Annotated in this window: 10 protein-coding genes and 1 pseudogene; 8 read left to right on the top strand and 3 right to left on the bottom strand. The window is 78.5% G+C overall.

Features of this window, described 5'->3' with window-relative positions:
- Positions 1-29: 29 nt before the first annotated feature.
- On the bottom strand, positions 30-1,037 hold the full coding sequence (locus ABZ249_RS29450; RefSeq protein ID WP_355269298.1) for a hypothetical protein: 1,008 nt from the start codon (positions 1,035-1,037) through the stop codon (positions 30-32).
- Between the two features lie 83 nt (positions 1,038-1,120).
- On the opposite strand from ABZ249_RS29450, the gene ABZ249_RS29455 reads away from it, so the two are divergent.
- Together ABZ249_RS29455 and cas6 are read left to right on the top strand one after the other, a co-directional pair.
- Positions 1,121-1,651: a DUF1697 domain-containing protein gene (locus ABZ249_RS29455; protein WP_355269300.1), complete on the top strand. Its 531-nt coding sequence runs from the start codon at positions 1,121-1,123 to the stop codon at positions 1,649-1,651.
- Between the two features lie 73 nt (positions 1,652-1,724).
- A complete protein-coding gene (gene cas6, locus ABZ249_RS29460; protein WP_355269302.1) occupies positions 1,725-2,675 on the top strand; it encodes a CRISPR system precrRNA processing endoribonuclease RAMP protein Cas6 in 951 nt (316 codons plus the stop codon).
- 268 nt (positions 2,676-2,943) lie between these two features.
- Here cas6 and ABZ249_RS29465 read toward each other — a convergent pair whose 3' ends face one another.
- Positions 2,944-3,099, bottom strand: coding sequence for a hypothetical protein (locus tag ABZ249_RS29465; RefSeq protein ID WP_355269304.1), 156 nt, complete (start codon positions 3,097-3,099; stop codon positions 2,944-2,946).
- 249 nt (positions 3,100-3,348) lie between these two features.
- Between ABZ249_RS29465 and ABZ249_RS29470 the strand changes: the two genes are divergently transcribed.
- Genes ABZ249_RS29470 through ABZ249_RS29495 form a run of 6 tightly spaced genes read left to right on the top strand, consistent with a single transcriptional unit; the run spans position 3,349 to position 12,223 of the window.
- A complete protein-coding gene (locus tag ABZ249_RS29470; protein WP_355269306.1) occupies positions 3,349-5,160 on the top strand; it encodes a hypothetical protein in 1,812 nt (603 codons plus the stop codon).
- Positions 5,157-5,822, top strand: a complete 666-nt coding sequence (locus ABZ249_RS29475) for a hypothetical protein (protein WP_355269308.1) — start codon at positions 5,157-5,159, stop codon at positions 5,820-5,822. The genes ABZ249_RS29470 and ABZ249_RS29475 overlap by 4 nt, the downstream gene beginning before the upstream one ends.
- Positions 5,819-7,624, top strand: coding sequence for a hypothetical protein (locus ABZ249_RS29480; protein ID WP_355269310.1), 1,806 nt, complete (start codon positions 5,819-5,821; stop codon positions 7,622-7,624). Before ABZ249_RS29475 ends, ABZ249_RS29480 begins: the two co-directional genes overlap by 4 nt.
- Entirely contained in the window at positions 7,621-9,252 is a 1,632-nt protein-coding gene (locus ABZ249_RS29485; protein WP_355269312.1) for an RAMP superfamily CRISPR-associated protein, read from the top strand. The genes ABZ249_RS29480 and ABZ249_RS29485 overlap by 4 nt, the downstream gene beginning before the upstream one ends.
- The gene (locus ABZ249_RS29490; protein ID WP_355269314.1) at positions 9,249-9,995 is read left to right on the top strand and encodes a hypothetical protein; all 747 of its coding nucleotides are present in this window, start codon (positions 9,249-9,251) and stop codon (positions 9,993-9,995) included. The genes ABZ249_RS29485 and ABZ249_RS29490 overlap by 4 nt, the downstream gene beginning before the upstream one ends.
- Before the next feature lie 23 nt (positions 9,996-10,018).
- On the top strand, positions 10,019-12,223 hold the full coding sequence (locus ABZ249_RS29495) for a TIGR03986 family CRISPR-associated RAMP protein (protein WP_355269319.1): 2,205 nt from the start codon (positions 10,019-10,021) through the stop codon (positions 12,221-12,223).
- On the opposite strand, the pseudogene ABZ249_RS29500 reads toward ABZ249_RS29495, so the two are convergent.
- Positions 12,213-13,039: pseudogene (locus ABZ249_RS29500) on the bottom strand (hypothetical protein); the annotation flags it as partial. The gene ABZ249_RS29495 and the pseudogene ABZ249_RS29500 overlap by 11 nt on opposite strands.

Below are 13,039 nucleotides of genomic sequence, written 5' to 3' on the forward strand. Positions count from 1 at the left end.
GGCGCCCGGGGCCGGGCCCGGGGAGGGGGTCAGGGGCGGCGCGCCCGCTCCAGGGCCCGGGCCAGGTCGGCCAGCAGGGCGGGGATCTCCGGCGCGGAGCGCGCCGCGGCGTCCCAGGCCCGGGCCGCCTGCTCCAGCCGGTCGGCCACGGTCGGCTCGTCGGCGCCCTCCCGGCGGATCCGGGCGTCCCGCCTGCGGAAGGAGGTGCGCGTCGCCCACAGGGCAGCGGCCACGAACGGCCGGTACAGGCCCCGGCCGCGCACGTCCAGGACGACCTTCACCGACCAGCGCCCCGCCGGGGTCGCCGCCGCTTCGACCCATCCCTCCACCCGGGCCATGGCGTGGGTGGCGGTCAGGTGCACCGGCGGCACCGGACCGTCCTCCAGGGCGGCGTACCAGGCGTCCAGGTCCAGGTGCAGGGAGGCCGAGGCCGAGCGCAGCCGGGGGCCGCGCCCGGGCAGCCGGACGTCCAGGGTCCAGTCCAGGGTGCCGGCCGCCCCGTCGTGGGACACCGAGCCCCAGGTCACCGGGGCGTCGCCGGTGCCGGCGGTGTCGGGCATGGCGTACTCGACGGAGGCGCGGCCCCAGGGGTCCCAGGAGGTGACGGTGACCCCGGTGCTGCTCCACCCCTTGTCCTCGTCGTCGCCGGGTTCGACGGGGACCCCGTCGGGGGAGAGCTCGGCGACCAGGTAGTGGGCGCGCTCCTGGAGGTGGCGGCCGGTCTGGAGCTGGAGCCCCGACCGGGCCGCCAGGGCCTCCAGCGCCTTCCGGCGCTCGGGGTCGGGCGAGCCGTCGCGCAGCTCCGCGGCGGCGGCCTCCCGCCGGGCCAGCCGCCCGGCGCGCTCGCGCACGTCGACGAGCCCGAGTTCCCCGGCGCGCTCGACCAGCGGGGCGAGGTCCTCCTCGGCGGGCGGCAGCAGCCAGCCGCGGCCGTCGAACCGGCAGGCCGCGGCCATCTCGTACAGGCCCGCGACGATCCGGTCCACCGTTCCCCGGTCGGCGGGGGCGAGGTCGAACGTATGGCTCAGGCGGGTCACGGCGTCTCCGGGATTCGGTGCAACAGCGCGGCGTTCCCCAGGGTACGGGCCGGGGCGTCGGTACCGGTCGGCACAATGGCCCCATGGGTGTCTACGTGGTGTTGCTGCGCGGGGTCAATGTCGGTAAGCACAACCGGATCGCCATGGCCGACCTGCGGGGCCTGCTCGGCGACCTGGGCTACCGGGACGCCGCCACCCACCTGCAGAGCGGGAACGCCGTGGTCGCCTCGGGGGACGAGGGGCCGGAGGCGGTGGCCGCGGCGGTGGGCGCGGGGCTGCGCGAGCGGTTCGGGCTGGAGGTGCCGGTGGTGGTGCGCACCGCGGAGGCGCTCGGCGCCGCGGTGGAGGCCAATCCGCTGGAGGTGGTCGACCCCTCCCGTTTCCTCGTCCTGTTCTGCTCGGGGACGCTGGACACCGCGGCGCTGTCCGCGCTGGACCCGGCGGAGTACCCGCGCGAGCGCCTCGCGGCGACCGCGACCGAGGCGTACACCGTCCACGAGGAGGGCCTGCGCTTCGCGCGGCTGCCCGACGTGGTGGCCCGGCACGCCGACGGGTTCGTCACCGGGCGCAACTGGCGGACGGTGCTCAGGCTCGCGGAGATGGCGCGCTCCTGACCCCTGCCGAAATACTTGTCCGAGAGAAAACATCTGTCCGAGAGAAGACCACGGCGCGTTCCCCGAATGGACGGTGGTGCCGGTGCCGAGACGATGGACCGTGATCCTGCGCGACCGGGCCGACACGGCGCGCCCGATCCGTCCCGAGGACTGCCACGGCCTGCTCAACCGCTGGTGGCCCCACCCTCCGGAGGAACACGCGCTGGCCAAGCGGTGGGCGATGAACGGCTGGCCCGCCCCGCTGGGCGACCGGCTGTACCACTGGACGCTGACCTGGCTGGACGACGAGGTGCCGCCGCCCTCGGACCCCGAGGAGGCGGTGGGCCGGGTCCAGCGGATCGGCGACCACCTGCTCGAACCCCTGTCGGTGACCCGCACCTTCGACCGGCGCTACGGGGAGCTGCTGGCCGGTCCGCGGGGGCCGCTGCCGGTCCGCTCGGCCGAGCTGCGCAGCCGCACCCCCGTGGTCACCGCCACCCGGGACTCCTCCGGTGAGCGGATCCCGCACGTGTGGCCGGGGCCGCGCCGGATCTTCGGGGCGGTGCACCGCTCCGGCGGCGGGATCGTCGGCGGCAGCGGGGCGATGGGCGCGGTCGCCCGGTTCGCGCCGCCCGCGCTGGCGGGGGCCTGGCTGGAGTCGGCGTTCGAGGGGCTGGACCTGGTGCGCCGCCTTCCCGTGCCCGGTGAGGAGATCCGGCTGGCCGAGCACCACCAGGCCGAGGGCCGCACCGTGCTGGGCTGGCAGGGCGGGCTGCGCCTGGAGCTGACCGGCGGCGACCGGCGGCACGCCGAGGCCTTCACCGCCCTGCTGGAACTGGTGGAGCTGACCGGCGTGGGCAAGTACACGGCGCAGGGCTTCGGCTCGGTGCTGGTGGACACCGTGACCCCGGGCGCCCCGTCCTCCGCGGCGGTGGCCCAGAGGGCCCGCCGCGCCCCCCAGCGGCCGCCCTCCCGGCCCGGGCCGCTGGAGACACGTGCGGCGGTGGCCGGGCTGGAGGAGTTCGGAGGACTGCTCTTCGACTGAGGGGCTCGCGGCCGGGGGCGGTGGCGGGCGAGGTCCGCGGCGGGCGGGGGCGCCGGAGGCGCTGTCGTGCACGCGCGGGGGCCGGGGCGCGGGAGGAGGGGGACGACCGGACCGGCGGGGCCGCCTGCACGCGGGGTCGAAGGGCGCGGGGGCGGTGGATCTCGTCGCCGTGCGGCTCCCGGCGGGGTGGGGCCGGGGAACCGGTCCGGAACGGCTCCGGTCGGGGCGTTCCGGGGAGGGGGACCGTGGGGTCCGCTGCCCGTCCGGGTCAGGAGGAGCGCCGGTCGGCGGCCCGCTCGCGCAGGGACCGGGCCAGGTCGCGCAGGTGCGGGACCAGCTCCTGCGGGGTGAGCGGGGCGGGCTCCGGAGGGGCGGTCGGAGCGGGCTCGTGCTGGGTGATCGTCTCTGATGTGTGCGGCGACACCGGGGAACCTCCGTACCGTGGGTGGTTCGTGCATGGAAACCCTCTCGGACAGACACGGGCGGCGGCCGCCCGGCCCCCTCGCCGGGTGGCCGGTTCGGGCCAATCCCCTCCCCGGGGATGCCTCGCCGCCCTTGTGCTGGTAAGGGTTGTGGGCCGTCGATGGGACCGGACCGTCCGAGAGTGGTGGACGGGTCCCGCCCGGCCCACGCCCTGCCCCCGCCCGGCCACGCGACGAGGAGTCTCGACACGGTGACCTCCGCCTCCGAGCAGCACCGGTCCGCCGCCGGCGTGCCCGCGCCCCCGGCACGGGGCGTGGTGGTCGGTGTGGACCTGCGCGGTATCCAGGCCTACGTGTACAGCGGGCGGCGCATCCTGGACGCGGTGGGCCGGGCCGCCCTGGTCGCCGAACTCACCGACACCTCCGACCCGGTGCGGGGGATCGCCGGCCTGGTCCCCGACGACTGCACGGTGCTGCGCGACGCGGGCGGGGCGCTCACCGTGGTCCTGCCCGACGCGGCGGCGGCCCGGCGCTTCACCGCCCGCTACACCCGTGTGCTGCGCGAGCGCGCCGGCGACCTCACCCCCGTGGTGGCGCACGTCCCCTACGGCCCCTCCGCCCCCGGGGAGGGCCCGGCCCCGGCGCACGACGTGGACGAGGCCCTGGCCCTGCTGCCGGACCGGCTGCGGCGGGCCCGCGGGTACATGTCCACCCTGCACGACCCCGCGCACGGGTACGGGATCACCGCGGTGTGCGCGGTGGGCGGCGGCCCGGCCGAGGTGCTCGACCCCAGCCGCGCCCAGGACGACCGCCCCGGGGTCCCCGAACGGGTGAGCGCCGACGTGGCGCGCGCCCGGGGGATCGGCCGCCGCTGGCACCGCGCGCACAGCGCCGCCTGGGCCGCCGGAGCGGCCACCGCCACCGGGGCGCCGCGGCTGGCGCTGCCGATGGAGGTGGACCGGCTGGGCCGGGAGCCGGGCGGGGTCAGCCGGATCGCGGTGGTGCACCTGGACGTCAACGGGCTCGGCGCGATCCTGGGCGAGTACCGCGAGCGGGCGGGCGACCGGGACGTGCCCGGTTCCGGGGCCCTGGCGCAGCGGCGGCTGTCGCAGCGCATCGCGGACCTCACCGGGGCGCTGGCGCGGGTGCTGGTCCGCGCGGTGGCGGCGACGGTGCGCGCGGACCCGGGCCGGGAGCCGGTCATCCCGGGCGGGGCGCGTTCGATCGCCCTGGACCACGAGCCGTCGGGCCCGGTCCGGCTGCCGGTGCGGCCGATCGTGGTGGCCGGGGACGACCTGACCGTCCTGTGCGACGCGCGGCTGGCCCTGCCCCTGGTGCGGTACGCCCTGGAGTGGCTGGACGCGGACCCGGAGGGGATCGGCGACCCGGCCGACCCCCGCACGGCCCTGCACCGCACGCTGGTCGCCGCGCACGGCGACCGGCCCGGCGGCGGGCGCACCGCGGCCGGGTACGGCGGGCACCGCCACACCACGTTCGTGCCCACGGTGGGGGTGGGCGTCGCGGTGCAGCCGGTGGGCGCGCCCCTGTCCCTGGGGCACGACCTGTGCGAGGCGATGTGCGGCACCGCGAAGCGGCACCGGGTGGCGGCGATGGAGGACGGCGCCCCCGACGAGCACGTGGTGGCGTGGACGACCCGGGTGGACGGGGTGGACCGGGTTCTCGCCCGGTGGGAGGCGGCCCGGCGGGGCCCGGTGCGGCGCACCGGCCTGCCGCTGACCGGTACCGGGTTCACCGGCTTCCTGGACCGGTACCTGGACCCGGACGCCCCGGGGAGCCTGACCGCGGAGGGCGACTCCCGGCGGCGGGGCTGGCTGATCTCGTCGCTGGTGCCCCTGCTGGAGTCGGGCACCGACCCGGCCCCGGAGATCGCCCGGCGCGCCCGGGTGACCGGCGGGCCGGTGGACCTGCCCCGGGACTGGGAGCCCGCGGGCCTGCTCGACGCCGTGGAGATGATGGACCTGTACCTGGACCCGGGGCTGTCCCGGGCCCTGGACCCCCGCCTGTCGGCGGCCCGCGGCGGACCCGGGGGCGGTCCCCGGTGAGCGCCCCCGGACGCATCGTCGTGCGGCTGGCCTCGCCCGCGCTGTTCGTGGGGGCCAGCGCCGACGGCACCGGCGCCGACACCGACGTGGTCACCGACGACCACGGGCTGCCCTACCTGCCCCGCCACCGGCTGGCGGCGCGGCTGCGCGCGGGCGCCCGGCGAGCCCTGGCGGTGTCCCCGGGCCTGGAGGACGCGGTGGGCGAGGTGTTCGGCCGGGAGCGCTCACACGGCCGCGACCGCATGCTGCGGCTGGGGCACGCCGTCGCGGGGGACGCGGTGCGCACCGCGGTCGCCCGCGCGCTGGCGGGCCGGTCGGAGTCGGCGCGCGCGGTGCTGCGCCGCGCGGTGACCGACGCCCACACCGTGCTGGAGACCGGGATCGAGGTCGGCCCGCACGGTGCCGCCGAGCCGGGGCGGCTGCGCACCCACCGGGTGCTGCTGCCCGGCCTGGTCCTGACCTCGGCGCTGACCTGGGCCCGGGAGCCGGGGCCGGACCACTGGCGGCTGCTGGCCCGCGCCTGCCTGGCCACCACCGGGATCGGCCTCAAGGGCACCCGGGGGCGGGGCCGGGTCGACGTGCGCCTGGCCGGGGACCCGGGCGAGGACCCGGACGCCCTCACCCTGCGGCTGGCCGCCCCGCCCCTGCGGGAGCCGCGGTGAGCGGGGTGAGCGGCTACCTGCCGCTGCGTTACGTCCTGGCGGACACCCTGGTGGTGCGCACCTCCTTCGACCCGCTGCGGATCGACTCCGAGCACGTCATCGGCGGGCGCGCCCAGCGCGGGATGCTCGCCGCGGCGCTGCGCCGGGCCGGCCTCGGGGAGGAGGAGCGGGCATGGGTCGCCGACGGCGGCGCCGTCCGGTTCTCCGCCGCCCATCCGCGGCTGGAGCCGGGGGCCGACCCGGACCTGCCGGGCCCGGACCCGGCCCGGACCGCCTACCCGCCGCCCGCCTACCTGTACACCCTGGGCAAGAACAGCGACACCATGGCGGACGTGTTCGCCGGCGCCGACCCGGCCGTGCCCTACCGGGCGGTGCGCGACCCCATCACCCTGGACCGGTCGCTGCGGGCGCGGGTGCGCACCACCACCGAGCGCTACCTGGGGCGGGCGCGCACCGGCGACCCCGACCGGGGGGTGCCGTTCTTCACCACGGCCCTGGACTCGGGCCAGGTCTTCGAGGCGCGCTGGCAGCTGCTGGCAGAGGATTCCGCCGGCCTGGAGGCGCTCGCCGAGCGCGTCATCGGGGTGCTGGACGCCGCGCGGGGCTCGCTCACCCTGGGGTCCGGAGGCACCCGCGCCCACGGCGGGGTGCGCGTGTCCCCGGTCGACCCGGACGCCCCGCTCTCCCCGGACCGGACCGCACCGGCGGGGCGGCGCTCCTGGGCGGCGGGGGAGCCGGTCGACCTGCTGCTGCTGTCCCCGGCGCTGGTGGTGGGCGACCACGGCCAGTACGCCCCCGGCGCCCTGGTCGCGGAGGTCCGGGCGCTCCTGGACCGGCACCTGCCGGGGGCCGGCGTGCGGGTGGTCGCCTCCCACGTGGAGTCGACCGTGGTCGGCGCCTACCACCGCGGCTACCGCGGGCCGATGGCCCAGCGGCGTGCGGCCGCCCCCGGCGCGGTGGTGCGGCTGGTGCTGGACCGCGCCCTGCCCGCCTCCCTGGTCCGGGCGATCGAGGCCGATCCGCTGGGCGACCGCGTGATCGACGGCCACGGCCAGTTCGTACTGCTGGACCCGCCCCCGCGGGGCCCGCTGCCGCCCGCTCCCGAGGCCGTGCCCCTGGCGGGGCGGCCCGCCGGGACCGTCGCCCTGCCCGACGGCGGTGCCGTCGCCGCGCACGGCCCCCTGGAGTGGGACGACCCGGGGCTGGCCGCCCTGTACGACGACCTGCTGTGGAACGCCGCGGCCGAACCGGTCCGCGACCACGCCCGGATGCTGGCCCGCCGGTCCGCCCGCCGGCTGGAGCCCCTCACCCCCAGCCTGGTCGGGCGGCTGCGGGAGGCGGTCACCCACCCGCACCACGGCGCGGACGCCGCCCTGGACGCGCTGGCCGGGGTCCTGGCCGGGGAGCGCTCCACGGGCGGGGCCCCCAAGACCCTGCACGACCGGGCCGTCCGGGCGCTGGCCCGGGCCCGGGTGGTGCCGCCCGGCAGCCCGCCGATCCCGGTGCGGGTGTGGCTGTCCGGGATCGGCGGGGGAGGGGCCGCGGCCGATTGGTGGGACGCCAACCGCCCCCGGCCCGCGCACAGCCCCGCCTACGCGGCCGCCATCGCCGCCGTGGACCTCTCCCTGGCCGACGGGCTGCCGCCGCGCGGCGACCCCGCCGGGCTCTCTCCGCGCGCCCGCGCCTGGGAGCGCCGGAACGCCGCCCGGCTGTGCCTGGCGCTGGTGTCCTCCTGGCTGGCCGAGATCGCCCGGGTACTGCGCACCCGCGACCCGGCCCACACCCAGGGGGGCCGCCGGTGAACACACCCGGACCCGGGGTGCTGTGGGAGGTCGCCGGACGCTGGTGCCTGCTCTCCGACACCCACATCGGCGCCGCCCAGGCGGTGCCCCGGCACGCCGCCCAGAGCGACGTGGACCTGTACCTGGACCGGGACCCGCGCACCGGCGCGCCCCGGCTGCGCGCCACCACCCTGGCCGGGCTGCTGCGCCACTCCCTGGCCGGCCGCACGGGCGGCCCGGGCCGGGCCGGCGAGCTGTTCGGGACCGCCGAGGACGACGGGACCGCTCCCCGGGCCAGCGCGCTGGAGGTCGACGACGCGTTCGCGCGCCTGCCGGAGGGGACGGGGGTGGCGGTGCGCACCGGGACCCGGGTGGACCCCGCCTCCGGGACGGTCCTGCCCGGCCTGCTGTGGCAGTGGGAGGTGCTCCCGGCGGGCACGGTGTTCGTCGTCCACCTGCGGCTGCGGGTGCCCGCGCCCGCGGACGAGGCCCGGCTGCTGACACTGCTGGCCCTGGCCGCCGAGGGGGTCGGCGGCGCCGGCGCCCGGCTGGGCGGGCGCACCGGCCGCGGGCACGGGGCGGTGCGCGCCACCCACTGGGCGGCCCGCCGCCTGGACCTCGGGGACGAACACGACTGGTTCGCCCACCACGGCGTCTCCTGGCGGGAGCGGTGGCAGGCCGGCGAGGACGCCCTGGCCGACGCCCCCGCCGACCTGGCCGACGCCCTGGGCCGGGAGCTGCGCGCCGCGGGCCGGACCGGGACGGCCGCCCACGTGGCGGCGCGGGTCGCCGCCCCCGACCGGCGCCGCCGGGCCGAGCTGCGGCTGACCCTGGCGGTGGGCGAGCGCGAGGACCCGCTGGCGCCGCCGCCGGACGCGCTGCGCCCCGGGCTGCTGTCGGTCGGGGACGTCCCCGCCGGAGACCGGCTCGGCGAAACGGACCGGGCCCACCGGTGGCGCCCGGTGGTCGAGGACGCCGACAAGGGCGAGGTGCGCATGGCCCCGGTTCTCGGCGACACCGCCCTGTTCGCGCTGGTCAAGCGGATCGCGGCGCGGTCGGTGCACGACGCCGCCCAGGCCCTGGGCGGAGTCGGCCCGCAGGACTGGTTCGGCCACTGGTGGGGCGCCGACACCCCGGCGCGGGACGCCGTCCCCCGCCCCTCCCGGGTGCGTCTGCGGGAGGTCCCGGTGATCACCGGCGGGGCCCCGGTGACGGCCACCCGGATGGCCGTGGACCCCCTGTTCGGGGACTCCGTGGACGGCCGCCTGTTCACCCACGACCTCCAGTGCGGGGGGACCGCCGAGGCGGTGTTCGACATCGAGGACCCCGACGACGCGATTCTGGGCCTGTGCGCGCTCGTCGTCCGCGACCTGGCGACGGTGCCCTTCGACACGCTGGGGGCGGGCTCGGGCGTGGGCCACGGCCGGGTGAGCGCGGTCCGCGCGGAGCTGGTGTCCTACGGTGAAGGACCGCGGCGGCGCGTCGACCTGGTCGCGGCGGTGTTCGCCCCCGACGGCCCGGACGCGGAGGCCGTCCGGGAATGGGTGGCCGCCCTGCGCCTCCTGGTCTCCGGTGACACGGCCCCCGGCGGCCCGGTCTCCGGAGACGCCGGGTCCGAAGCGCCACGACGGGAAGGAGGACGGCCGTGACCGACGCCCCTGTGGGAGTGACCGTGCGCCGGCTGGACACCGCGGAGATCGACGCGGTCTTCGACGACGTCTTCGTGCGGGGCGCCCGCTGCGGCCTGCTCGACACCGGTCCGCCCGGTCCCCCCGGCGACCCGGACGCGCCGCAGTGGCTGCTGGCCGAGCTGGGCGACGGCCGGATCACCGGGCTCTGCCCGCGGGACCGCTGGCACCGGTCGGACGGTCCCGGCACCGCCGACCTGTCGGCGGCGGCGCCGGCCGCGCCCGCCGACAGGGTCCGCGTTCTGGAGGTGCTGGTGTTCGCCGCCCACGCCCAGATCCGGATCGGGGAGGGCGGCCGGTCCGGGTGGATCTGCGCCGACGCGCCCGGAGAGGTCCCCCCGTGGCTGCGCCCGCGCGACCGCTCCTTCCTGCTCCAGGGCTGGACCGGGCCCGAGCACGGCCGCTCCCCGGGCGAGGGGGTGCCGCTGACCGTGACCGCCGAGCCCTCCGGGGCGCGCGCGGTCCTGCCGGTCGTGTGGAGCGACTTCTCCGCGCGGGTGCGCCGTGTGCGCGGGGGGCGGGCCGTCGCCGAGGGGACCGGGAGCTGGCTGACCGTGCGCGAGTACTGGGCGCAGGACCCCGGGACCGGCACCGTGGGGGTGGCCTTCCACCGGTTGACCGGCCTGTCCACCGGGCCCAAGCCGACCGGCCCGGTGTTCGACCCGGGCACCGGCGACGAGCCCGCCGGGGAGGAGCCGTGGTGAACCCCCGCGACGTGGCCTCCCGCCTGGGCGGCACCGAGCGGCCCCGTCCCGCCGGACGGGACGCCCCGGCGCGCGCCACCGCGCCCTACGGCGCGGTCCGCATGGCCGCCGAGCCCATGCCCGCCGCCGACCTGCACGGCGGCTACGACACCGGGGACCTGCTGCGCAGCCACGACCGCACGGTGCGCGGCACCCACTCGGGGTGGATCGACCTGACCCTGACGACCCTCACGCCCACCTTCGTGGGCCGCACCCCGGACCGGGGCGGGGTGAGCCGCTCCCTGCGGCTGCCGCACGGCGAGACCCCGCTGCCCGTGCTGCCGGGCTCGGGGCTGCGCGGCCTGGTCCGCAACACCCTGCGCATGCTCACCAGCGGGGAGACCGGACCGGTCAACACGCCGATGCTGTTCTTCCGGGCGCCGGTGCGCATCGACCCGGCCTCGGCCGACAGCACGCTGTCGCCCCGCACCCGCTCGGTGATGGCGCTGCGCCACTCCCAGTACCGCAGGAGGCGGGCGGGCCTGCGCACCCGGCAGGGCTTCCTGTTCCACGAGCGCTCCCGCGACCGCTGGTACATCGTGGAGGTCCCGGCCGCCAGGCCCGGCGGGGAGCGCGGCCAGGCGCTGAAGGTGCCGTTCACGGTGCTGCGGGAGAGCCTCAAGCGGTGGGACTTCGGGGTGGACGACCTGCCGGACAACCCCCGGGGCGCCCCGTACGTGCCCACCGCCCACGAGCAGCACGGCCGGCTCCAGTACCGCTGGGTGTACGCCGTCCACCTGCCCGGCGAGCGGCGCGTCTCCGCGGTCGCCCCGACGGAGCAGGAGGCCCGCGCCCACCTGGCGGAGCACCGGATCGACGTCCGCGACCTGGGCCGGGGCGGGGTGGTCCCGGCCCTGGTGGTGCTCACCGGCGCGGCCGGGGGCGAGCGCCGCAACGCCTACCTGTTCCCCCGGCCGCCTGACCTGCGCACCGGCCGGCTGCGCGTCCCCGACGCCCTGGTGGAGATGTTCGAGTCGGCCGAGCAGATCACGGGGTACCAGCGGGCCGCGTTCCCCGACGGGCTCGGTACGGAGGAGGGCGACCCCGAGCGCGAGCGGGTCGGCGGCTCCGGCGGCGGCGGGCTGCCCCGCCGCGGGATGGAGCCGGTCTGGTTCGATGTGGACCCGCGGGGGTCGGTGGTGTCCTTCGGCCGTTCGGGCGGCTACCGGATCGCCGTCAGCGACGACGACCCGATCCGCCGGGCGGTGCCGGAGGCGCTGCTCAGCCCCCAGCACGGGGACGCCGACCGGGCCGACCGCGCGGGGCGGCCGGTGGACGTGGGCCGGGCCCTGTTCGGGGACGTGGACACGTTCGCGGGCGAGGCGTCCGCCTCCAAGGGGCGGGTGTTCTTCGGCAACGCGGTGTGCACCGCCCCCGACCCGGACTACCCCGACGGGGCGGCCCTGCGGGTGCGGCTGCTCTCCCCCCAGCGCGGCTGCTTCGCCAACTACCTGCTCCAGGGGCCGGACGCGGCCGGGGGCAGGGCCGACGTCATCACGTGGGCGCACGAGGGGCAGGTGCGGCTCAACGGCTACAAGGTCTACCTGCACCGGCACCGCGACGGCCTGGGCTCGCCGGTGCGCTACGACGAGGCGGCCCGCGAGGACCCGGGCCTGGAGGTACTGCGGCCCGGGGGCGGCCACGGCCCGCCGCGGGACACCCAGCGCGACGTCGTCCCCCTCCGCGACGGCCTGGTGTTCCGGTCGCGGATCACCTTCACCAACCTCACCGACGGGGAGCTGGGCGCCCTGCTGCGGGCCCTGCTGCTGGACAACCCGGTGGACGGCGGCGACCCGGCCGATCCGGAGTACGCGCACAAGATCGGCATGGGCAAGTCGCTGGGGATGGGCAGCGTCCACCTGCGGCCGCGGCTGTACCTGGTGGACCGGAGGGCCCGGGCGCTGTCCCCGGACCCGGGCGCCGGGGTGGAGCGCGCCGGCGCCGCCCGGGTGCGGGCGTTCCTGGACGCCTTCGACGGCGCGCTGGCGGCACGCCGGATCTCCGGGAGCGGCGACCCGTCCCGGTGGCGGGAGGTGGACCAGGCCGTGGACGTGCTGCTGGCCGCGCGCTGGCGGCGCCGGCTGCCCTGGGAGGACACGGCGGTGATGCCGCTGCGCGCGTTCGCCGAGTACCCGGTCCTGCCCCCGCTGGTCGACCGTTACGCGGCGGCCGGCCTGCTCACCCCGTGATGACCTCGGTCAGCGCGTCGATGAGGTCGGCGCGCCGGTCGGGGTCGTCCTGGGCGTCCGCCCAGCGGGCGGGCACGCCCCGCCCCTCCTCCAGGATCGCGCACAGCAGGGTGTCCAGGGTGCCCTGGGGGTCGGCCTCCAGGGCGGCCCGCCGCTCCTGCGCGCGGGCGGACAGCTCCAGGGCGGTCCGCTCCAGCCACATCTTCTCCTCCTCGCTGAGCACCTCGCGGCGCTCGGGGTCGGCCCCGGCCGGGACGGCCGGGGCGTCCGGCACGGGTGCGTAGGGGGCGCTGCGGGCCCGGCCCCGGGCCCGCTGCACCAGGGCGAAGTGGGTGGGCATGTCCACCGCCATGCGTCCCAGGACCCCGGTGAGCCTGCGGGCCACGTCCTCGCCGCTCAGGGCCGGCAGGAGGCGGCGCAGCAGGAGGCGGCGCCGCTGGTCGGGGGTGCGCCCGGGGTCGGCGTCGCGGCCGGCGGCCAGTTCGGCGAGCTTGCGCAGGAGGTAGTCGCCGGTGGCGGTGGAGACCATCGGGGCCTCCTTGGGGCCGCCCAGTCCGCGGCCGTGCAGGTCGGCGACGGGCACGGCGCTGCCGTCCTCGGTGAAGGAGACGGTCTCGCCGGGGGAGATGTCCTCGGGCAGGTCGGCGGCGGGGTTGCCCCAGCCCGCGGTGAGCACGAGCATGGCCAGCGCCTCCTGGTCGATGACGTCGGCGGCCACGCGGGCCGCGGTCGAACAGGTCCAGCAGCACCGGGTCCAGCGCCCGCTCGTCCACCCCGATCGGCACCAGCCGGGGCTCCGACTCGGGGGTGGGCAGG

This window comes from Nocardiopsis sp. NPDC006139 (genome assembly GCF_040614155.1).
Lineage (GTDB): Bacteria > Actinomycetota > Actinomycetes > Streptosporangiales > Streptosporangiaceae > Nocardiopsis > Nocardiopsis changdeensis.

What these genes read in the sequence shown, in the direction of transcription:
- ABZ249_RS29455 (WP_355269300.1), top strand. Translation starts at nt 1,121, where the DNA reads ATGGGTGTCTACGTGGTGTTGCTGCGCGGGGTCAATGTCGGTAAGCAC.